General features: G+C 70.2%; 20 protein-coding genes. 8 read left to right on the top strand and 12 right to left on the bottom strand.

Translation table 11 applies throughout. The features are described 5' to 3' along the window. Positions 1–35: 35 nt before the first annotated feature. The 10 genes from OG594_RS37920 to OG594_RS37875 all read right to left on the bottom strand — a co-directional run bounded on the left by OG594_RS37920 (position 36) and on the right by OG594_RS37875 (position 9,335). Complete coding sequence (locus tag OG594_RS37920; RefSeq protein WP_266606948.1) at positions 36–1,001, bottom strand: hypothetical protein; 966 nt, start codon at positions 999–1,001, stop codon at positions 36–38. Continuing rightward, entirely contained in the window at positions 998–1,846 is an 849-nt protein-coding gene (locus OG594_RS37915; protein ID WP_266606947.1) for an alpha/beta fold hydrolase, read from the bottom strand. Before OG594_RS37915 ends, OG594_RS37920 begins: the two co-directional genes overlap by 4 nt. Further along, positions 1,846–2,736 carry a beta-ketoacyl synthase N-terminal-like domain-containing protein gene (locus tag OG594_RS37910; RefSeq protein ID WP_266606946.1) on the bottom strand — a complete coding sequence of 297 codons (891 nt, stop codon included), beginning with the start codon at positions 2,734–2,736 and terminating at the stop codon, positions 1,846–1,848. The genes OG594_RS37915 and OG594_RS37910 overlap by 1 nt, the downstream gene beginning before the upstream one ends. After that, complete coding sequence (locus OG594_RS37905) at positions 2,733–3,884, bottom strand: beta-ketoacyl synthase (protein WP_266606945.1); 1,152 nt, start codon at positions 3,882–3,884, stop codon at positions 2,733–2,735. The genes OG594_RS37910 and OG594_RS37905 overlap by 4 nt, the downstream gene beginning before the upstream one ends. After that, positions 3,881–5,146, bottom strand: coding sequence for a beta-ketoacyl synthase (locus tag OG594_RS37900; protein ID WP_266606944.1), 1,266 nt, complete (start codon positions 5,144–5,146; stop codon positions 3,881–3,883). The genes OG594_RS37905 and OG594_RS37900 overlap by 4 nt, the downstream gene beginning before the upstream one ends. A 33-nt stretch (positions 5,147–5,179) precedes the next feature. After that, positions 5,180–5,434 carry an acyl carrier protein gene (locus OG594_RS37895; protein ID WP_266606943.1) on the bottom strand — a complete coding sequence of 85 codons (255 nt, stop codon included), beginning with the start codon at positions 5,432–5,434 and terminating at the stop codon, positions 5,180–5,182. Between the two features lie 565 nt (positions 5,435–5,999). Continuing rightward, positions 6,000–6,746 (bottom strand): alpha/beta fold hydrolase, encoded by a 747-nt coding sequence (locus tag OG594_RS37890; RefSeq protein WP_323185420.1) that lies wholly within the window; start codon positions 6,744–6,746, stop codon positions 6,000–6,002. Positions 6,747–7,440: 694 nt separating this feature from the next. Then, on the bottom strand, positions 7,441–7,614 hold the full coding sequence (locus OG594_RS37885; RefSeq protein WP_266606941.1) for a hypothetical protein: 174 nt from the start codon (positions 7,612–7,614) through the stop codon (positions 7,441–7,443). A gap of 81 nt (positions 7,615–7,695) precedes the next feature. Continuing rightward, positions 7,696–8,505: a LuxR family transcriptional regulator gene (locus OG594_RS37880; protein ID WP_266606940.1), complete on the bottom strand. Its 810-nt coding sequence runs from the start codon at positions 8,503–8,505 to the stop codon at positions 7,696–7,698. An 80-nt stretch (positions 8,506–8,585) separates the two neighbouring features. Then, on the bottom strand, positions 8,586–9,335 hold the full coding sequence (locus tag OG594_RS37875; protein WP_266606939.1) for a DNA-binding response regulator: 750 nt from the start codon (positions 9,333–9,335) through the stop codon (positions 8,586–8,588). A 754-nt stretch (positions 9,336–10,089) separates the two neighbouring features. Between OG594_RS37875 and OG594_RS37870 the strand changes: the two genes are divergently transcribed. The 5 genes from OG594_RS37870 (at position 10,090) to OG594_RS37850 (ending at position 15,152) form a co-directional block, all read left to right on the top strand. Further along, positions 10,090–10,533 carry a 4'-phosphopantetheinyl transferase superfamily protein gene (locus OG594_RS37870; RefSeq protein ID WP_266606938.1) on the top strand — a complete coding sequence of 148 codons (444 nt, stop codon included), beginning with the start codon at positions 10,090–10,092 and terminating at the stop codon, positions 10,531–10,533. 167 nt (positions 10,534–10,700) lie between these two features. Then, a complete protein-coding gene (locus tag OG594_RS37865; protein WP_266606937.1) occupies positions 10,701–13,505 on the top strand; it encodes a non-ribosomal peptide synthetase in 2,805 nt (934 codons plus the stop codon). Then, a complete protein-coding gene (locus OG594_RS37860; RefSeq protein ID WP_266606936.1) occupies positions 13,502–14,425 on the top strand; it encodes an NAD(P)-dependent oxidoreductase in 924 nt (307 codons plus the stop codon). The genes OG594_RS37865 and OG594_RS37860 overlap by 4 nt, the downstream gene beginning before the upstream one ends. A 66-nt stretch (positions 14,426–14,491) precedes the next feature. After that, on the top strand, positions 14,492–14,869 hold the full coding sequence (locus tag OG594_RS37855) for a nuclear transport factor 2 family protein (protein ID WP_266608768.1): 378 nt from the start codon (positions 14,492–14,494) through the stop codon (positions 14,867–14,869). Between the two features lie 76 nt (positions 14,870–14,945). Beyond that, positions 14,946–15,152, top strand: a complete 207-nt coding sequence (locus tag OG594_RS37850) for a hypothetical protein (RefSeq protein ID WP_266606935.1) — start codon at positions 14,946–14,948, stop codon at positions 15,150–15,152. A 241-nt stretch (positions 15,153–15,393) separates the two neighbouring features. Here the strand turns inward: OG594_RS37850 and OG594_RS37845 are convergent, their stop codons facing one another. Further along, positions 15,394–15,684: a hypothetical protein gene (locus OG594_RS37845; RefSeq protein ID WP_266606934.1), complete on the bottom strand. Its 291-nt coding sequence runs from the start codon at positions 15,682–15,684 to the stop codon at positions 15,394–15,396. A gap of 272 nt (positions 15,685–15,956) precedes the next feature. On the opposite strand from OG594_RS37845, the gene OG594_RS37840 reads away from it, so the two are divergent. From OG594_RS37840 to OG594_RS37830, 3 genes are all read left to right on the top strand, one after another. Beyond that, complete coding sequence (locus OG594_RS37840) at positions 15,957–16,082, top strand: hypothetical protein (RefSeq protein WP_266606933.1); 126 nt, start codon at positions 15,957–15,959, stop codon at positions 16,080–16,082. Between the two features lie 254 nt (positions 16,083–16,336). After that, on the top strand, positions 16,337–19,021 hold the full coding sequence (locus OG594_RS37835; protein WP_266608767.1) for a SpoIIE family protein phosphatase/ATP-binding protein: 2,685 nt from the start codon (positions 16,337–16,339) through the stop codon (positions 19,019–19,021). Between the two features lie 166 nt (positions 19,022–19,187). Further along, positions 19,188–20,333 (top strand): ABC transporter substrate-binding protein, encoded by a 1,146-nt coding sequence (locus OG594_RS37830; protein ID WP_266606932.1) that lies wholly within the window; start codon positions 19,188–19,190, stop codon positions 20,331–20,333. 345 nt (positions 20,334–20,678) lie between these two features. Here the strand turns inward: OG594_RS37830 and hisC are convergent, their stop codons facing one another. Further along, complete coding sequence (gene hisC / locus OG594_RS37825; RefSeq protein ID WP_266606931.1) at positions 20,679–21,761, bottom strand: histidinol-phosphate transaminase; 1,083 nt, start codon at positions 21,759–21,761, stop codon at positions 20,679–20,681. Positions 21,762–21,778: the final 17 nt, after the last annotated feature.

Genomic DNA, 21,778 nt, shown 5'->3' with positions numbered 1-21,778 from the left:
GGACGGGCTGTCGCCCCGTCCGGGGTCCGTCGGATCTACGAGGCCTTGCCCTCGATCGCGTCGACGACCCGCTGGTCGAAGTTCACGAGGCTCCAGTCCCGGCGGTTCTCGATGACGGCGTAGCCGTGCACGATGCGGCCGGTGGCGGTCTTGACGAGGTTGCCGTCGCGCAGCACGTAGAAGTCCATGCGCGAGGTGTAGGTGAAGTCCTTGAAGACCTCTTCGACGGTGTAGACCGTGTACAGGTCCTCCTCCATCAGCGCCTCGTCGAGAATGCGGATGTCGGAGCGGGGCACGACCGGGATCCAGCGCCGGTCGTCGAGCAGGGTCTTGATGGAGATGCCGCGGTCGGCGACGAAGCGGTCCTTGCCCTCCTCCATGAGCCGCAGGTATCCGGACATCTGGATGCGCTCCGTGAAGTGGCAGTACGGGTACGGGATGTTCCACTTCCAGGCGTACGCGTTCTGACCGGCGGTCAGCGAGGCGAGGATCTCGTCCTCGGCCGGAGCGGCGGTGGCGGGCTCGCGCTCCAGGTCGTCGCCGAGGGTGGCGACGGCGTACCGGGCGAGCGCGGCCGGGACTTCGCCGGCCGCCTCCAGATACGTGTCGATCCGGAGCGAGACGCGGACCTTGGCCGTGACGGCCTTGTGGATCGCGCCGTCGCGCTCGAACCGGATGGTGACCCTGAAGCCGAGGGTCGCATCGCCGTCCTTGGTCCACGGCTCGACCTCGGCGTCGGCGACGTCGTCCATGTGGAAGGCGTGCAGGATGCGGCTGTCTATCGACACCAAGTCGAGGCCCAGGCCGTGCGTCTCGTAGAGCGCGCGGGCCGGCAGGCCGGCCTGCCGGAAGTGGTCGAGGACCGCCTCCTCGACCAGGTAGTTGACGTGCTTGAAGCCGATCCACGTACAGATGTTGGAACCCTCGTAACGGGCGCGCACCTGCGTGGTGGTGGTGGAGTGGACGAGCGCCTTGACGGCGGTGTCCGTGACGAGGGTCATCGTTGGAGCTCCAGGGCGTTGAGGGGGGCGGTCCCGCGCCGGGGAGTCTCGCCCGTGATCGGATCGATGAAGTCCCGTACCGCCGCGGCGAAGAGTTCGGCCGCTTCGAGCATCGGGAAGTGCCCGCAACCGGGCAGGACGCGGGAGACCGCGTCGGGAAGGGCGTCGGCGAGCGCCACGCCCTCGTCAGGAGAGGCGGCGAAGTCCTCCTCGCCGCCCAGTACCAGGGTGGGGACGGTGATGCGGCCGGTCTGCAGGGTGGGTGTCCGGAGATAGAGGTCGAAGAACCGGAACCATCCGTAGGGGCCGACCTGGTCCCGGACACGTCGGCCCATGGCCTCCTGCACGTCGGCGGGGTACCGGCCGTCCGAGTGGACCCGGATCCCCTCTTCCATGATCAGGTGGAAGTCGTTGAGGTAGTGGCTGAGGGTGTTCCAGTCGAACGCCTCGGCGCTACCGCGGTAGAAGGGCGACACGAGGACCAGCGCGCGGATGCCGAACCGGCGCGGCGCGTCGGTGCCGCCCCGGTTCTTCTGGTCGAGCAGGTCGAGCAGGACGTTCGCCGCCATGGAGTGCGCGACGACCACCTCGGCGCCCCCTGGCACCGCTTCCAGCGCCTTGGCGAGCCAGCCCTTGAGGTTGGCCTGCCCGCCCCAGTCGCCGATGGCCTCGGTGCGCCACGGCAGCCGCGCGGTCCAGATCTCGTACGTGTCGGGAAGCAGCGGAACCGTACGGTCCCAGACGCTGTCGCTCGCGGCAAGGCCGTGCAGCAGCAGGGCCCGGGGGCCGCCGCCATGGGTGCGCCGCTTCACCGAGACGGGCCGCGGATCCGTCGGGGTGATCACTACGCCGCTCCGGGGGCCAGCAGCAACAGGTCCGCGATGGCGTCGTCCGCCGCCGTGCCCGCTACGGCGTGCACCGGGTCGTTCTCGCCGGCGTCGAACCAGCCGACGGCGGCGGCGCACTGGAGCACCCCGCCCGCACCGGACGCCCTGCCGAGGTGCTGCGGCAGCTGCCAGCGCCGGCCGCGGAGACTCGGGGCATCGGCGCTCCTGCGGTACGAACCGAGTACCGCGCGCACGGTCACGGAGCGCTGCGCGGCCGCGGCCCGGGACTCCAGGACCAGGGCTGCTCCGCCGTCGACGGCCCGGGTGCCGCCGAGGAGCCGGCGCACCACGTCGTTGTCGGGTTCGACCCCGAGCACAAGGACCCGGTCAACACGTCCCGAGCCGATCATCGTGGTCGCCCAGTGGACGGCGTCGAGACCGGACGTCTCTCCGTTGCAGACCATCAGGTTGGGGCCGCGCAGGCCGTAACGGATGGCCGCCGACGAGGCGATCACGTTGCTGGACGCGTTGGGAAGGTCCATCGGGCTCGTTGCCGTGACGGTCTCCTCCCGGATGGTGTCCAGCGCCCGAACCACGGTGTCGAGATTGCCGAAGTTGGAACTGGCGACCACCCCGACGGTCCCGGCGGGGACGGTGAGTCCGTCCCCGCCGTCGACGAGCAGTCCTGCATCCCGCAGCGCCGCCGCCGTCAGGCAGTAGCCGAGCTGGGTGGCCCGGTCCTTGTAGCGAAGGCCCTTGCGTCCCACGTGCGCGGCGGGATCGACGGGGGTACCGCCCGCCGCCGGTCCGTCGGCGAGGGCCCGCACCGTGTCGGCGCCGGGTAGCAGCACGGCCGCCCCGGTGACGACGACGGCGCCGCGCCCGCTGCGTGCGTACTCCCCGCTCATCGGGCGCCCTCCACGATGGCCACGGCGTTGATGCCGCCGAATCCGAAGGCATTGAGCTGCACCACGTTCAGCCTCAGGTCGTCGGCCGCCTCGCCCGTGACGAAGCGGAAGGGCGCGGCCTCCTCGACCGGTTCGTCCAGTCCCACGGTCGGCGGCACCCGTCCCTCGTTCAGGGCCTGCACGCCCACGATCAGATTGATCAGCCCGGACGCACCGGAGGTGTGCCCCGTCATGGACTTCACGGCAGTCATCAAAGGCACGGCCGTGTCCTCGCCCAGCACGTCGGCGAGTGCGGTGGCCTCGGCCTCGTCGTTGAGCAGGGTGCCGGTGCCGTGCAGCATCACCAGGTCCACGTCGCGCGGCTTGACGCCCGCCATCCGGTAGGCGGCGCGCATGGCCTCGGCGATGCCCTCCGGGGAGGGGGCGGTCACGTGGTACGCGTCGCAGTTCACGGCGACGCCGCGCAGGCGGGCGTACACCTGGGGCGCGCCGCGCTCCGTACGGCGCAGTACGATCGCGGCGGCACCGTCGCCCATCAGGACACCGGTCCTGTTCCGGTCGAAGGGGCGCACCCGATCCGGGGGCTGCGGATGTACGCGCTCCAGCAGCCCGTACATCGACTCGGTCAGTACGTCCACCCCGGCGACGATCACGGTGTCGGGCGCGTCCGCGCCCTCCTGGTTCAGCAGGTCCGACCCGAGGGCGAGCGCGTACAGCGAGGCCGAGCAGGCGTTGGAGAACGTGTGGGTGACGTCGGCGTTGAAGCGCTCGCGCAAACCGGTGCCGAACTGCAGCCCGGACGCGTCGAACTGCGCGCCGTCGCGCCACCACAGTTCGGCCGAGCGGAGCTCCCGCAAGCCCGTGCCGATCAGGATCGGAATGCCACTGAGGTCCTCGCTGAGGCCCGCGTCGGCCGCGGCCTGGGCGATCGCCTCGTGCAGCAGCCTGCTGGCACGGCCGGGTACGTCCTGACCGACGGCGGGCCGGTCGTCCACCTCGTAGGCGTGCTGCGCCCGGAATCTGGAGCGGTCGAAGCCGCGCAGCTCGGCACGGCCGCTGACGCCCCGGCACAGGTTCTCGAAGAGTTCACCGACACCGGAGCCGGTCGCGGCGACGGCGCCCATCCCGATGATGGGGCGGATCGTCATGACGCCTCCTTGTTCGCGTCGTACCGGCCGAGCAGCACGGCGGCGTTGTTGCCGCCGAAGGCGAGACCGTTGTTCTGCACGATCCGCAGGTCGGCCTCGACCGCCTGGTTCGGCACACAGTCGACGTCACACTCGGGGTCGGTGCTGACATGGTTGATGGTGGGCGGGATGAAACGGTTCTGGATGGCCAGAGCACAGCCGATCGCGCCGAGGGCGCTGGCCGCGCCCATGGAGTGGCCCAGCATCGACTTCATGGACACGGTTCGGGGCGGCCTGTCCCCGAACACCTGGCGGATGGCCCCCGCCTCCGTGATGTCGTTGGCCTTCGTACCCGTGCCGTGCGCCGAGATGAGGTCCACCTCGTGGGGGGCGACGCCCGCGTTGTCCAGCGCGAGGCGCATCAGTTCGGCGACGCTGTCCCGGTCAGGGGCCACCTGGTGGTGGGCGTCGCAGTTGAGCCCGTAGCCGAGGACCTCTGCGTAGATGGTGGCCCCGCGTTCCAGGGCCGAGTCCAGACGCTCGAGCACGAGGATGCCGGCGCCCTCACCGGTGAGGATGCCCTTGCGGTCGACGTCGAAGGGCTGGCACCGGTCCGGGGCGATCGTGCCCAGCCGGTAGAAGCCGGTGAACGTCTTGCGGCACATCGCGTCCGCCCCACCGCAGAAGGCGAACTCCGCCTCGCCGGAGCTGACGGCGTCGAAGCCGTAGCCGATGGCGTAGTTGCCCGCCGAGCAGGCGGTCGGAATGGTGAGCGCCTCGACGTCGGTCAGCTCCAGTTCCTGGGCAACGGCCACCGACAGCCGCCCGGCCGGCACGCGCCGGGCGGCCTCGGGGTCGAAGGAGCCGATCCCTTCGGTGAGTTCACGTTCGACCAGCTGGTCGAGGTCGTAGCTCTCGCCGTCGGTGGTACCGATGGAGATCAGCCCGCGCCGGGTGCGCAGATGTGTCAGATCGAGCCCCGAGTCCTCCAGTGCCATCCGAGCCGCCGCCGTCGAGAACTGCGCGGCTCTGCCGAGCTGTTCCACGTCCAGCGTCCTGATCCAGTCCCGCGCGTCGAAATCCGCGATCTCGCACCCGGTCGCGTGGGCGAAGCCCTCCGTGTCGAACACCGTGATGGGCCGGGCACCGCTGCGGCCTTCGCGGAGCCCCTGGAGGAACTCCTTCGCGCCGAGCCCGATGCTGGACACCACTCCAAGTCCAGTGAGAACCACCCGGTGCCGTTCCGGCCGGCTCCGGCCGCTGCTGCGTTCTGCTGCCCTCATGGCAACCTCCCCAACCCACCGAAGCGGGATCGACTACCAGCCGGCAGGCTCAGACACGACTTCGTAGACGCCCTTCAGATTCACCATGCGCGGCAGTTCGGTCTGGTTGATGACAATGCCGAACTCCTTCTCCAGCGCGGCGAGAATCTCGATGGCGCGGAGCGAGTCGGCATCGTGGTCCTCCTTGAAAAGGCTGACCTCGCTGACCTCGTCTTCCTCGATCTCAAGAATGTCGCAGACAATAGCCTTGATGGCTACGAGACGTTCGTCGCGCGCAGCAGTCGTCACGCTTATACCCCTTATCCGATTCGCCGCGAGAAAGCGCGGCACAGTTACTCGCCCAGGAATGGTGCGTTGGTGGGTTCTTTTCTCACAACGGAGGCTGCAAGAACCTGCCACTGCCGGGACGGGGTTCAGGACCCGGACCGGACCGCGGGGGCCAGTTCCCCGCGCGTGCGCAGCAATGGGTCAGTCAGGGCGGCGGCCGCATCGGCAGCACGGCCGCTGCTCTGGCGGTCGGGTGCCACCGGGATCCGGACGGGCGGCCCAGACTGGGATCGGGGCCGTACGCCCAGCCTCGCCGACGGGCTTGCTGCGCCAGCCGGTCCTGGCGTGCCTCGATGGTGAACAGGCCGAGCCGGGGGCCGAGTACGAAACCATGCCGGAAATCACGGCTGAGCAGACCGAGCCGCTCCACGGCAATGGCCTTCCGGTGGGCGGTCGAACGCGACAGACCACTGCCGCGCCGCGCGTTCGACCGGCGTGGTCGGGCCCGCCCCGATGATGTCGAGCACGACCGAGGCCGTGTCGAGCACGCCGACCCCGCTCGTCGGCAACGGCCTGGCTGCTGTGCTCATCGCTGCGGCGCCAGCCGTGCGCGGATGTCCCCGACGAGCGCGTCCCGCTGGTCCACCAGGTAGAAGTGGCCGCCGGGCAGGACCCTGAAGTCGAAGCCCTTGGGGGCTATGTCGGCCCATCCCGCGACGTGGGCGGCCGTGATGTCGGGATCGTTGTCGCCGACGTACCCGACGACCGGGCAGGCCAGCGGTACACCGCGCCGCGCGGTGTACCGGGCGACGGCGGTGAAGTCTGCGCGGATGGCGGGGAGGGTCAGCTCGCGCAGGTCAGGATCGTCCAACAGCACCGCGTCGGTGCCGCCGAGCCGTACGACCTCGGCGAGCAGCTCCTCATCGGTGCCGAAACCGGCCTCCCGGGTCGTGCGCAGGTGCGGAGCCTTGCAGCACGAGACCATCAGTAGCTCCGGGACGACATGGTGCCGGGCCTCGAGGCGGATCGCGATCTCGTAGCCCACTGAGGCGCCCATGCTGTGGCCGAAGATTGCCAACGGCACGTCAAGGTAAGGCAGCAGATCGGCGGAGATGGCGTCGGCGATCTCCTCCAGGTCGGTCAGGGGCTCCTCCGCAATCCGCTCCTGACGGCCGGCGTAGCGTACGGCGAGCACTTCGACGTCGTCACCGAAGGCGGCTCTCCATGTGTGGAAGAATCCTGCCGAGCCGCCGGCGTGCGGCAGGCACAGCAGCCGCATTCGGGGCGGCGCCTCGGTCTCGTATCTGCGCAGCCAGCTACTGCGGGTGTCCATTGCCATGGTTCGTCGCTCTTCTCGCTCACGTGGGTCGTCCGTCCAGGGCGCTCGGAAGATCCACGGCGCGGGCGACCAAGGGGGTACGCGATGGCAGTTCGGGGAGATCGCCTCCGGCGCCTTCCCCTGCTTCCGTGGTGATTCCGACGGCGAGGATTTCCCGCCGGGGAAACACCCGCCCCCTTTGTTCCGCCATTCCCGTCCAGCCACGCTCCAGATTCCGCGCGGCGTTTTCCTGAGGACCACAGGGGCCCGGATCCGACCATCAGATGTACGGACCCCCGCGCACCGGCGTTGGCGCCGCCCGGGGGATTTGCGAGGCCGCCGGTGGCGGCAGTTCCCGGAAAGGAACCCCGCACCTCGCGGCCATCAAACTCGCCACGCCCCGCGGCAGCAACAGCACCTTCAGGAAGCTGCCAGACCGGGTCGACCCAGGGGCGTTTCAAAGTCCCGGTGGGAAGGAGAGCCCGTAGGTCGTAGCGGCGCCAGGAGCCCGGGTCGGCCCGTCACGAACGCAACGAAACTCCGGGGTCACCGGTCTCGGCCTGGACTTCCCCCCGCAGTCCAGGCCGTACGTATCCTGCGCCACCGCACCGACCTGAAGACCGGCGAGTGCAGCCGCCGGACGAGCTACGCGATCACGGATCTGATCTCGTATCAAGCCTCGCCCCAGCGACTCGGCCGGCTCGCCAGGTCACAGTGGGCCACCGAGAAGCGGCTCCACTTCGTCCGCGACACCACCTTCGGCGAGGACGCCTCGAAGATCCGTACCGGCCATGGCCCCCAGAACATGGCGACGCTGCCCGGCCTTGCGATCAACACGCGTCGCGCCGCCGGGCACCGCACCGTTGCCGCCGGCCTCCGCCACGCCTCCTACGTGCCGGTCACCCGCCCACTCGACCTCCTGTGCATCACCTGACCAGGGCATCTACAAGATCGCTGGACTTTGCTACACCCCCGAGGTCGAACCCGGCTGCCTCGGGGCTCCCTGTCCCGAGGCGGAGGCGGGCGATAGCAGCCCGAGTTCGGCGGCCCTGACTCCGGCCTGAAAACGGGAGTTCGCCCCGAGCAGCGCCATGATCTCGGCGACATGGCGGCGGTACGTACGCACGGATACGGTGAGCTCGCGCGCGGCCACCTCATCGATGACGCCGCCGCGAAGCGCCCCCAGGATCTGCTGCGCGAGGGTGGCCCGGTCACGGTCACCGAAACTCACTCGATCGTCGGCCGGCACGGCCGTGCTCCACACGCTCTCGAAGAGGGTGTAGAGCGTGTGCAGGACCTCCGGGGACCTGATCAGCGAGGCCCGGCGGCCGACCGCGGATTCGGCCACGACCAGGCCCACGGTGCCGTCGACGAGGAGCGCCTGCAGCGGGGGCACTCGTGCCACCCGTGTCTCCACCGTGCTCTCCCTGCCGAACTGTTCGTTGACCAAAGACTCGTTGAGCAGAGCAGGGCTGACCAGCAGTCGTGCGGACACCAACTCCTTCGCCTTGTAGATCATTTCTCGCTCCGCCCCCTCCGGGCGTTCGAGTTGCTCGCTGGAGCCCGGCAATCGGGCGTGCACGATGTCAATGGTCTGCGCGGCTCCGCTGATCAGTTCCTCCGCCACCGCCAGTACAGCCGCGTAGCCGCCGTCGACCGTGGTGATCTGCCGTTCCTTGAGACTGCGGCCACGATGGATGGCCACCGTCGACTCGATCAGTGCACGTACTTCGAGCAGAGCTTGCTCCAGCTCGTCCTCTGGCCTTCTGGACACCCCGTACTCCACCATCCCCCGCTTTTGCCAACCCTCGACCGTCCGACGACAGACGGCCAAACGCCCTCCACCTGCCGCGGTCACCCCGCCAGCAACCCCAGTTCCACGGCGCGCACGCCGGCTTGGAAGCGGGACTTGGCGTCGAGTTCACGCATGATCACTGCGACATGGCGGCGGTAGGTCCGCAGTGACACGTTCAGTTCACGTGCCGCCGTGTCGTCGGTGTGACCCGCCCTCAGACGCTCGAGGATGTCACGCGTCACCTCGCTGCGCAGCTGCGGGCTCAGCTCGAGGTGGTCGGCGAGTTTGCGGCTGCGCGACCACGCGCCGGCGAAGAGCAGTTCGAGGGCGCGCACTGCAGCGGCGTCCTTCACGACGGTCATCTGGGACCGGCCGCTCTTGTCGGATCCACGGACCAGTGCCGCCGAGCCGTCGACGACTGCGATCTCACGCAGTTCGCGCTCGGACACCCGGACCTCCAGCCGGAAGCCCGGCAACTGGCCCAGCCGGAACAGCGATTCGTCCGCAGCTTCGGCAGTGCAGAGCACCCGTAACGCCACCCCGCGCGGCACGTCGGCCAACAGCTGCAACACGGAATCGGCGAACCTTCCGGGTCCGGTCAAGGCGACGCTGATCGAGTACCGGGCCCGCGCCATCAGCTGGTCCAGGGTCTCGCCGCCCGCGAAGTCGGCGGGTGCCTCGGCAGGCATGCCGACGCGGCGCCTCCGATGCAGGTTGACCGTGCTCTCGATCAGCGCGCGAGCCTGGAGCAGCGCCTGCTCCAGGTACGCGGCGTGATCCTCGGTGACCGCTCCTTCCGACCGCTCCACACTCGATGGATCTCGTACCACACCCGTCATCATGTTCCCCCGTTCCCCCGTGCACACTCGACCGCAGCACCCCTCATCGACGACCTTGGCCGAAAGCGGCCACCAAGACCCGACTGATTGAATCATTCATGGAGTGCCCGCGGGCGCACGAAATGTGAATAGCCACGCTCCCGCCAAACACTAGGTCGCACGCCCGGAGCCAGTCAACAAGTCTCCGGCCCCATCAGCCATGAAACGAAAACCCTCCAACAAGAATGGCGTGCAATCCCACCCCGGCTGTCAGCAAGCTGCACTTGCCACCCCGGAACCAAATCCACCCCTTCCGATTGAGCCACCCTCCGTAACGCGACCTTCACGCGTCGTAGCCGGGGCGTCCAGTTACGGACACCAGAGCAAGCTGCAGCCACTTCAGCCCTACGGTTATCACGTGACGACGCACCCCTATCACGTGACGACGCACCCCACGGCCGCTCCACAACCCGAGGAAAGCCCAACCTCCTCCCACGGAACCAACATATGGTGGTGGGAGATGCGTACCGGGCAGTACGACAGGGCGGATCTGCATCTGCTCGACCGCTCGGAACTCACACGTGTAGACCAATTCAAATCAGTAAGCGCAATGTCCGAATTCATCACATGCCGTGCGGCGATCCGCCGCATATTGTCCGAGATACTTCAGGTGCCGTCCACCGCTTTATCCCTTGGCCGAATCCCCTGCCCCGGTTGCGGCAGCACACACCACGGACCGCCCGCGGTGCTCAGCCCGGAGACACCCCTACAGCTCGGCATCTCCCACTCCGCGGGTCTGGGCATGCTGGCCGTCTCCCCCTCCCGAGTCGGCGTCGACCTCGAAGCTCTACGGAGCGTTCCGGTCGAAGAGATCGCCGGTGCCACCCTCACCGCACGCGAGCACCGCGCACTGCACGCAGAGCCGCGAGGCCTCGCCCGCAGCCGGTCGTTCCTGCGCTGCTGGACCCGCAAGGAAGCGGTGCTCAAGGCTGTCGGGACAGGAATCGCCACCGATCTCACCCAGCTGGAATCCTACGCCTGGATCCCCGGCCCCGCGCAGATGACCACCTCCGGGCCCGGCGAGCCGACCACCTGGCAGGTGACCGAAGTCCCGGTCCCCGACGGATGGGTGGCCTCCCTCGCCCTGCCCCTCCACACCCGCGGAGACGTCACCGTCCGCCAGTTCTGAGCCGCCTACGGCGCATGCCCCCATGGCTCCACCTTCGACCTGCCGTCGAGCTCCGCGTCTCGGACGTACGTCACGAGCCCCACACCAGTCCAGTCCTGCACATCCTTCGACACGGCGCCTTCCCATGGAGCCCAGCGCGCCCCAGAGTCAACGGGAGACAGACCACTGTGAACACCGCATCCGCCCGGAGCATCGCGGACCTGCTTCTGCGCGCAGCGCGGTACCACCCCGGATCAGGCGTCCGCCACTGTTGGGGCAGCGGTGACGCGGAGTTCCGCGATCAAAGCCACGAGGAGCTGTTGAACGAAGCCCTCCTGGTTCTCGCCGGACTCCGGGCCCGGGGCCTGCGGCCGCAAGACAAGCTCGTACTGGTCCTGGAGCGCCCGCAAGAGTTCATCGTCGCCTTCTGGGCCGCCGTGCTCGGTGGGTACGTGCCCTGCCCGATGGCCCCGCTGCGCGGCGACCCCCAGCGCTGGGCCGCCCAGCTCGGGCACGTCGCCGCGCTGCTCGATCAGCCGCTGGTCGTCACCAGTGGCTCCCTGGCGACCGAACTCCCCCCGGTGCCCGGGCTCCAGATCACCCCGCTGGAGGAGCTGTACGGACCGGAGCAGGCGACACCCCACATCGCCGCTCCCGAGGACACCGCCGTCCTGGTCCTGACGTCGGGGTCGACCGGCAACTCCAAAGCCGTCATGCTCAGCCACGCCAACCTCCTTGCCTCGATGCGAGCGAAGAACGGCTGTCACCGGCTCTCACCGGCCGACGTCACCTTGAACTGGGTCTCCTTCGACCATGTGGCCGCCCTCCTCGAATGCCACCTGCTTCCGCTGTACACCGGAAGCCGCCAGCTGCACGTCGAACCGTCGGTGATCCTCGGCGAGCCGCTGGACTTCCTGCGCCTGGTGTCGAGGCACCGCGTGACGATGACCTTCACACCGAACTTCCTCCTCGGACAGCTGAATTCCGCCGCCGCACGACTCGCCGCAACCGGCGAGCACATCGACCTGAGCGCGCTGCGACAGATCATCAGCGGTGGCGAGGCCGTAGTCCGCGCCACCGGCGAGGCCTTCCTCGACCTGTTCGCCCCGTTGGGCCTCGCGCGGGACGCCCTCTGGCCGGCCTTCGGCATGACCGAGACGTGCGCCGGCAGCATCTACTCCCGCAAGGCGTTCCCGGACGCGGACCGCGGCCAGGAGTTCGCCGGCGTCGGCACGCCCATCGACGGCCTGAGCATCCGGGTCGCCGACCCCGCCGGCCGGAGCCTACCCGCGGGCGAGACGGGTGAACTCCAGATCACCGGGCCCGTAGTCACCCGCGGCTACTACAACGACGAGCGGGCGACCCGAGAGGCCTTCACCGCCGACGGTTGGTTCCGCAGCGGCGACCTGGGGCGCATCGACGAGGGCCGCCTCACCCTCGTCGGCCGCAGCACCGACAGCGTGATCGTCAACGGCGTCAACTACTTCAGCCATGAGATCGAGACCGTGCTGGAGCGGCTCGAAGGGGTGGCGGGGTCCTACGTGGCGGCATTCGCGACCCGCCCGGCCGGCAGTGACACCGAGCAACTGGTGATCGCCTTCCACTGCACCGCCTCGGACGACCACGACCCGGCGCTGTACCGCGTGCTCTGCGCCGTGCGCAGCAGTGTGGTGGCCCATTGGGGTTTCCGCCCCTCACTCGTCCTTCCGCTGCCCGAGGACGCGTTCCCCAAGACCAGCCTCGGCAAGATCCAGCGCACCCTGATGCGCCGCAGGCTGGAGTCGGGGGCGTACGGGAGCCACGAGCGGGCCGTCGCCGACCTCACCCTGCGCATGCTGGGCGGATACACCGCACCGGAGGGCGAAACCGAGCACGTCCTTGCGGAGGTCTACGGGGAGATGTTCGGCATCGAGCCGGGCACGGTCAGCGCCACCGCCAACTTCTTCGATCTCGGCGGCACCTCGCTGGACATACTGCGGCTGCGCAACAAGGTGGCCGAGCGGATCGGCGCGACAGGTCTGGAGGTCATCACCGTCCTGACCGCTCCCACGGTCCGTGCGCTCGCCGCCCGGCTCACCGAGCAGGCTCTCTCCTCCGGGCCGGAGTACGACCCCGTCGTCCCGATGCAGACCAGTGGCACCAAGACCCCGCTGTTCTGCGTCCACCCGGGCGTCGGCGAGGTCCTGGTCTTCGTCAACCTCGCCAAGTACTTCGTGGAGGACCGCCCCTTCTACGCCTTGCGGGCCCGCGGGTTCAACGAGGGCGAGAAACCCTTCGCAACCTTCGAGCAGATGGTCGGCTGCTACGTCGACGCCATCCGGGCCCGCCAACCTCACGGCCCGTACGCCGTGGCCGGCTACTCGTTCGGCGGCGCCGTCGCCTTCGAGGTGGCAAAGGTGCTCCGCAGCCAGGGCGAGCGTGTCGACTTCGTCGGCAGCTTCAACCTGCCGCCCCACATCAAATACCGCATGGACGAACTCGACTTCGTGGAGACCGCGACCAACCTCGCCTTCTTCCTCTCCCTGATCGACAAGAAGCAGTCCCTCGAACTGCCGGATCAGCTGCGCGCCCTACCCGTCGAGGAGCAGCTGGCACACCTCACGGCGCTCGCTCCGCCGGGCCGGCTGGCCGAACTCGACCTGAACGTGCAGAAGTTCGGCGCCTGGGCCGAGCTGGCCAACTCGATGACCGACCTGGGGCGCGGATACCGGCCCGAAGGTGCGGTGCCGGCAATGAGCGTCTTCTACGCCACTCCGCTGCGCGGCACCAAGGAGGACTGGCTCAACAACGAACTGCGCCGGTGGGACGAGCACACCACCGGCAGCAACCACTACATCGAAGTACCGGGTGAGCACTACACGCTGATGGGCCCGCGGCACGTGGCGACCTTCCAGGCCATCCTGCGCAGCGAGCTCGACCGGACTCTGGTCGAGGCTGACCGGATCTCACACAGGCGGGCCACGGCTCGTGAAGGAAACGGAGAAGACCAGTGAAGGGCAAGAAGATCCTCGTCACCGGCGGTACCGGCCAGGTGGCCCGACCCGTCGCCGAGGCGCTGGCCGAAGAGAACGACGTGTGGTGCCTGGGCCGCTTCGGCACCCCCGGGGTCGAACACGAGCTCAACGATCGGGGCATCACCACCTGGCGCTGGGACATGGACGACCTCTCGGGTGACGCGCTGAGGGGAGTCCCCGAGGACTTCACCCATGTCATCCATTCCGCCGTGCGGCGCGGCGACGACGGCGACTTCAACGCCACGGTCGAGGTGAACTCGGTGGCGACGGGGAGACTGATGACGCACTGCCGGACCGCCGAAGCCTTCCTGTACGTGTCGACGGGCGCCCTCTACGCCCGGCAGACACTGGACCACCAGTACACCGAGACCGACCCGATCGACGGGGTGGCCGACTGGCTGCCCGCCTATCCCGTGGGCAAGATAGCGACGGAGGGCACCGTCCGGGCCTTTGCCCAGGTGCTGGGTTTGCCCACCACGATCGCCCGGCTCAACATCGCCTACGGTCCCGGGGGTTACGGCGGCGTCCCGATGCTCTACTTCAAGCGCATGCTCGCGGGTGAGCCCATTGCCGTTCCGCTCGGCGGACAGAACTGGTGCTCGCTGCTGCACACCGACGACCTGGTGGCGCAGGTTCCCCATCTGTGGAACGCCGCCGCTCTCCCGGCGACCCTGGTCAACTGGGGCGGCGACGAAGCGGTCGGCATCACCGACTGCGTACGCCACATGGAAGAGATCACGGGGGTCGAGGCCCGCCTCCTGCCGAGCGAGGTCACCCGGGAGACCTATCAGTTCGACCCCACGCGGCGCCGAGAACTGACCGGCCCCTGCGCGGTCGGATGGCGGGACGGAATCCGCTCGACCCTCGAAGCGCTGTACCCCCAGCACGTCAACCGGTGAGGAAGGAACGTCCGCGTGACCACGAACACAAGCCTTCGCACGGCTGAGGAGTCCGGCAACCTTGCGCTGATCCACCGGGCCTACCAGGCCTTCCACGCCCGCGATGTGGAGGGTCTGCTCGAAATCATGGCGCCGTGCGTGGAATGGGTCCACCCCGACGGCATGGCCGAGTTCGGTCTGGGCGGCACCAGACAGGGACATGCAGCCGTGAAGGAATTCCTTGCCCGTGTTCCCGCGGTGCTGGGCGGAATGCGCCTGGAACCGAAGGAGTTCGTCGAGTCCGGCGACCGGGTGGTCGTGTTCGGCGTACGACAGGTGACGTCGCTCCGCGGGAACACGCAGACGCTGTCGTTCGTGCATTCCTGGACCCTGCGTGAGGGCAAGGCCGTCCGGATGGAGGACATCTTCGACACCGTCGCGTTCCACCGGCTGATCGCGAGCTGACGGCCATGTCGGCCGGCGACGGCCTGTACAGCCCCAGCGGGGTCGTACAGGCCGTCGCACGTACACGGCCCGTCCCGTGCGCCTCGACCGCGCCGATGACGTCGACCAGGTCGGCGAGCGGCCGACCGAGCTCATGGCGCGGGGACCCGAGCACCAGTTCATCGGGGCACTCCTGGCCCTGCCCGTGGACCAGCGGGCCCGCCTGCCGGACCGGATGGCGACGGTCTCCGGCCGGCCGGCCGCCCGCGCGTCGGCGGCGAGACGCTGCCTCGGGGCTCTGTGACGCGTCACGGATGACCTCGTGGTACTCGCGGGAGTGATTCCTCCGAAACGGCATCACGCCGGGCCCACCGGGTACCCCATCCTCGGAGTACACCTCGCGCCAACGGGAGTCGCCCATGAGCGTCCTGGCCTGGATCGGCACCGTCCTGGGCGCCTGGTTCGCGCTCTCGTTCCTGCTCGCCGCCGTCTACGCGTACAGTCGCACCCGGCACAAGCGCACCCGCCGGTGAGGCGGCCGGCCTTCATGTGGACCAGATGTCCAGCAGTTGATCGGCGGCGCGGAACGTGTCGGGTGAATCCACGTTGCACACGACGGCTACGGCAGTGTTGCGGTCCGGGCTCACCTTGAAGGTGCTGTGGAAGCCTTCCCAGTCTCCGCGGTGCACCAGGCTCCGGCCGTGCCCGGTGCGGTGACAGGGCCGGTATCGACATTCCGGGGGGGCCGCCACCGCGTACGTCGGGCCGAGTGCTGCCAGGAGGGCCAGGCCGGCCCCGGCAACCGCCGTCCCGTCACGGTAGCCGTGCTCTGCCATGTGGTCCCGTTCCTCTGCCGATCGACGGCCGGCCGCTCGCCGGGCGACGCTACGGCGGTATGGGCGGAACGCACGTCATCGACGTTACCGGGCGGTCCGAACACCTGCACACGGACGGCCGCCGACCCCACGCACCGCGCCCCTCTCGGAGTCCTGGAATCCGCTCCGGCGCCTACAGGACTCCGGGACCTACGGGGGGCGGGCAGCGGACCGGAGTACGGATCGGCGACCTGATCCGCGACCGGCAACCGGCCGACGCCCCGAGCGTCCACGTGCGCTCAATCGAGCCGCTCCGCGAGCCGACCGGTGACCGCGCTTACGAACGCCTCGCGGAGCTGCTGCCCAGCGCCCGCGCCCGCCGTCGCGCCCGCGGTGCCGAGGGCGACTTCGCCACCTGATCGGCCGCCCTGCGCGCCGATCGGAAACGCCGCGCGGCGGGGCCGCACGGCCGGGCCCGTCGCCGCACGCTGCCGACAACCCGTAGAGGTTAGAAAATGGACTGATGAGCAACTATCTGGGAGGAATCCGGCGCTGGCTGCTCCGTTCGGGCACGAGCTCCTCCACTCGCTCTCGGCCTGCCCGCCCGGGGCACCGCCAAGAGAGCCGGGACCTGGCGCCGCCCCCCGAAGAAGGGGCACGGCGGCCACAGCGCCTGTCTTCCCTCCTGAGCGCCCGCAGCGTGGCCGGAGAGGTGTTCCTCCTCCAGCTGGCCGTCGTCGTCCTCCTCGTCGCTGCCGCGGTCGTGGCGCTCGTGGTGCAGGGCCGGAGCGCCGCCATGATGGACGCCCGGAACCGTACCCTCGCCGCCGCCGGGACGTTCGCGGAGTCGCCGGGAATCGTCGCCGCCGTGCGCAGCCCCCACCCCAGCGCGGTGCTCCAGCCCAGCGCCCAGGCGGCCAGGAAGATCGCCGGGGTCGACGGCATCAACGTGTACACGCTCGACGGGCTCACCCTCGCCCACAGCGACCCGCGGCAGATCGGCAAGCACGTCGTCGGTCCCTTCGCCCGGGCAGCGGCCGGCCGGTCCTTCACCGAGACGTTCTCCGGGTCCCTGGGGCAGTCCGTGGTCTCGGTGGTCCCCGTGAAGGCCGCCGACGGCAGCGTCATCGCCGTCGTCTCCTCCCCCGTCACGGTCGAGAACGTCCAGAACATGCTGAACGGGCAGCTGCCGGTCGTCCTCGGCAGCGCGGCCGCGGTGCTCGCCCTGTCCGCGGGCGGCACCGCTCTGGTGAGCCGCCGGCTGCTGCGCCGGACCCACGGCCTGGGACCGGCCGAGATGACGAGGATGTACGAGCACCACGACGCGGTGCTGCACGCGGTCCGGGAGGGCGTGCTGATCGTCGGCGCCGGCGGGCGACTGCTGCTGGCCAATGACGAGGCGCGTCGGCTGCTGGACCTGCCGGCGGACGCGGAAGGGCTCCCCGTCACGGACCTGGGCCTGGAGGAGGGGATCGCCGAGCGGATCGCCTCGGGCCGTTCCGCGACCGACGAGGTGCACATGGCGGCCGATCGGCTACTGGCGGTGAACATCCGGCCAACTGCCCCCTTCGGGTCCGCCGGCACCGTCGTCACGCTGCGGGACACCACCGAGCTGAGGGCCCTGTCCGGCAGGGCCGAGGTGGCGCGCGAGCGCCTGAACCTGCTCTACGACGCGGGGGTGCAGGTGGGTACGACCCTGGACGTCGAGCGCACGTCGGAGGAACTGGCCGAGGTGGCGGTCCCGCGGTTCGCCGACGTGGTCACGGTCGACCTGCTCGACCCGGTCCTGCGCGGCGAGGAGCCGCCCGATGTGCACACCGAGATGCGCCGCACCGCAGCCGTCGGCCTGCACGGCGAGCACCCGCTCTACCCCGTCGGCAAACTGATCCGGTTCGTTCCCACCAGCCCCATGGCCGCCGGGCTGGCCGGCGGCCGTGCGGTCCTGGAGGCGGACCTGCGCACCGCCCAGCTCTGGCGGACCCAGGACCCGGAGAACTCCCTGCGGATCCTGGACCGCGGCATCCACTCCTTGATCGCCGTGCCCCTGCGGGCCCGGGGCGTCGTGCTGGGGATGGCCGGCTACTGGCGGGGGCAGGACTCCCCGCCGTTCGACGAGGAGGACGTGTCCTTCGCCGAGGAGCTGACCGCCCGGGCGGCGCTGTCCGTCGACAATGCCCGCCGTTACACCCGCGAGCACAACGTGGCCGACACCCTGCAGCGCAGTCTGCTGCCCCGGCGGGTACCGGAGCAGTCCGCCGTCGAGGTCGCGCACCGCTATCTGGCCGCCGAGGCCGGGGTGGGCGGCGACTGGTTCGACGTCATCCCGCTGCCCGGCGCCCGGGTGGCGCTGGTGGTCGGCGACGTCGTCGGCCACGGTCTGCACGCCGCGGCCACCATGGGTCGCCTGCGGACCGCGGTCTACAACTTCTCCACCCTCGACCTGCCTCCGGACGAGCTCCTGAGCCACCTGGACGAGCTGGTCGCCCACATCGACACCGACGAGCAGGAGTGGGGAGGGATCACCGGAGCCACCTGCCTGTGCGCCGTCTACGATCCCTCCTCGGGGCGGGTGACGGCCGCCACCGCCGGCCATCCGGGCCCCGCTCTGGTCCAGCCCGACGGCACCGTGACCTTCCCCGAGGTGCCGATCTCCCCGCCGCTGGGGCTGGGCGCGGGTCTGCCCATGGAGACCGTGGAGCTGACCCTGCCCGAGGGCTCCGTGCTGGCTCTGTTCACCGACGGGCTGGTCGAAGGCCGCGACCGCGATCCGGACGCGGGGCTGGCAGCGCTGCGCGCCGCCCTGGCCGGGCCCTCCCGTACCCCGGAGGAGATCTGCACCGCGGTGATCGACGCGGTGCTGCCCGCCCGGCCCGACGACGACGTCGCCCTGCTGGTGGCCCGCACCCGTCGGCTGGACCCGGAGCGGATCGCCCAGTGGGACGTGCCGCCCGACCCGGCGGCGGTGTCCCGGGTGCGCAACGCCTGCGCCCGGCGGCTCGCGGACTGGGGCCTCGAGGACATCGCCTTCACCACGGAGCTCATCCTCAGCGAACTGATCACCAACGCCATCCGGTACGGAACCGAGCCCATCCGGGTGCGGCTGCTGTACGACCGCAGCCTGGTCTGCGAGGTCTCCGACGGGTCCAGCACCTCCCCGCACCTGCGCCGGGCCGAAGACACCGACGAGGGCGGCCGCGGCCTGTTCCTCGTCGCGCAGTTCGCACTGCGCTGGGGCACGCGCTACACCGACCGCGGCAAGATCATCTGGAGTGAGCAGGCCACCCATGAGGGGGTCGCACCGGCGGCGATGGTTCCGGAAGAGGCGCTCCTGGCCGGCTGGGACGACGAACCGCTCTGAGACCGCGCCGAGGACGCGCCGGTACGGGAGCCACGGAAAGCGGGGCTGTGGGAAACGCGGCTCCTCCAGGACACGCGGCGGCCACCGCCGGCTGGGACTGCGCCGCCGGGGCCCCTGAACGTACGCTGGTCTCGACCGGTACGCGACCGCCCGCCATGGAGCCTTTGTGCCCGCACCTCGTCTCCGGACAGCCGCCGTCGCCGCCTTCCTGGCCTTCGCGGCGGCGCCCCTCGGCGCCTGCGGGGACGAGCCCACCGCCGTGCCCAGGGCCCCCGCGGTGGCCACCTCCGCCGCGGACGCCGGCGGAATGGCGGCCCTGACCGCAGCGGCGAAGAAGGAGGGCACGCTCAACACGATCGCGCTCCCGAGCGACTGGGCCAACTACGGCGCGCTGATCGACGGCTTCGAGAAGAAGTACGGGATCAAGGTCACGGTGGAGAACCCGGAGGGCACCAGCCAGGACGAGATCGACGCCATCAAGGAGCACCGGCGCGACGGCCGCGCCCCCGACGTGATCGACGTGGGCGGCTCGTTCGCCCGCTCGGCGGCCCAGCAGGGCCTGCTCGCCCCGTACATGGTCGTGCCGTGGGACGACATCCCCGAGGACCAGAAGGACCCGCGCGCCCGCTGGTACAACAATTACGGCGGCTACATCTCGATCGGCTGCGACGCCAAGCGCGTCGACACCTGCCCCTCGACCTTCGCCGATCTGCGCAAGCCCGAGTACAAGGGCAAGATCGCGCTCAACGGCGACCCGACCCAGTCCGGCTCCGCCTTCGCCGGCGTGTACGCGGCGGCCCTGGCGAACGGGGGTTCCTTCGACGACATCCAGCCCGGGATCGACTTCTTCGCCGAGCTGCGCAAGAGCGGCAATTTCATCCCGGTCGAATCCACCCCGGCCACGATCGAGAAGGGCCAGACCCCGATCAGCATCGACTGGGACTTCCTCAACCTCGGATACGCCGACGAGTTCCGCAGGAAGGGCGCGGACGTCGACTGGCGGACCGCCATCCCCTTCGACGGCAGCTTCGCCGAGTACTACGCCAACGGGGTGAACAAGGACGCCCCGCACCCCGCGGCGGCCCGTCTGTGGCAGGAGTACGTCTTCAGCCCGGAGGGCCAGAACATCCGGCTTGGCGCCTACGCGCGCCCGGTCCTCATGGACGCCATGAAGGAGGACGGGACCCTCGACAAGGCGGCCGCGGAGAACCTGCCGACGGTCGAGGGCACGCCGTCGTTCCCGACGGAAGCGCAGCAGCAGAAGGCGAAGGAGACCGTCAACCGCAACTGGGCCAAGGCCGTCTCGGGCTGACGACGGGTACGGCACACCGGATTCCGGCTCGGTGGCGGACGCGACCGTCGTGCGCGTTCGCGGTGCCGCCGACACCGGTGAGGATGCGGGGCGCCTCCCGCGCCGAAGCAGCGCCGTGGGCCCGCCGGCGTCCCCGTGAGCGCGGGCCAGCGGCTGAGGGCCACGAGGGGTCTGGCTTCGCCGTGCCGGTGGCCCGTCCCGCAGGGGACGGCCGGTGCCTCCCGGCCGAGCCGGACGGCTGCCGCAGCCCGCCCGCGCCGTCCTCCCCGTGCTCGCCCGGTCCGGCGAGCGTCGAGCCGGCGAGCGTCGAGCCGTCGAGTCCTCGAGTCGTCGGCGTCATGGTGATCAGGCGATCGGGCCCCCGGTGGGATCCGTACCGGCGCGGTAGCTTTCGGCCGCCGAGAGGAAGGCGTCGTTCTCCTCCGGCAGCCCGACGGTGACGCGGACGCCGTCCCCGGGGAAGGTCCGCACGAGCACGCCGTGCCGGGCGCAGAAGTCGGCGAACTCGGCGGCCTCCTCCCCCAGGGGCAGCCATACGAAGTTGGCCTGCGAGGGGGTCACCGGGTGGCCGCGGCGCGTCAACACGGCCTGGAGCCGCTGCCGTTCGCGGACGATCGCAGCGGAGCGCGAGCGCACCTCCTCCGGGCGGTCGAGTGCGGCGAGGGCCGCGGCCTGGGCGAGCCGACTGACCGCGAAGGGGACGGACACCTTGTGGACGGCGGAGACCACGGCCGGCGCCGCCACGCAGTACCCGATGCGCACGCCGGCGAGCCCGTACGCCTTCGAGAAGGTGCGCAGCACCGCCACGTTCGGATGGTTCCGGGCCAGCTCGACCCCGTCCGGCACGTCGGGGTCGTCGACGAACTCCCGGTACGCCTCGTCCAGTACGACCAGGATCCGGTCGGGGAGGCGGTCGAGGAACGCGCGCAGCTCGCGGCCCCGGACCGCCGTCCCGGTGGGGTTGTTGGGGTTGCAGACGAAGACGACGCGGGTGGCGGGGGTGACCGCCGCGAGCATCGCCTCCAGGTCGTGCCGGTGGCCCGCGTCCAGGGGTACGGTGCGGGCGCGTACTCCGGCGACCCGGGCGAAGACCGGATACGCGTCGAAGGACCGCCAGGCGCACAGGACTTCGTCCCCGGGCCCGCAGAACGCCTGGATCAGGTCGCGGCACAGGCTCACGGACCCGCAGCCGACGGCGATCCGCTCGCCGGGGACCGCCAGGTCGGCGGCGAGTCGGGCGACCAGGGTGTCGGAGAACCACTGCGGGTAGCGGTGGCCCTCGACGGCGGCGCGGGTGACGGCCTCGACCACGGCGGGCGGTGGTGGCAGCGGCCCCTCGTTGGAGTTGAGCAGGACGGCGTCGGGCGCCGTGCCGGGGATGTTGTAGTCGGGAACGGAGGCCAGGTCGGCCCTGATGGCGACACCCATGGAGCTCCTCGGAGTGT

Origin of the sequence: Streptomyces sp. NBC_01214 (assembly GCF_026340975.1) — a bacterium.
GTDB lineage: Bacteria > Actinomycetota > Actinomycetes > Streptomycetales > Streptomycetaceae > Streptomyces.
Note: the sequence above shows the minus strand (reverse complement) of the source record. Positions and strands in the feature narration are given on the sequence as shown.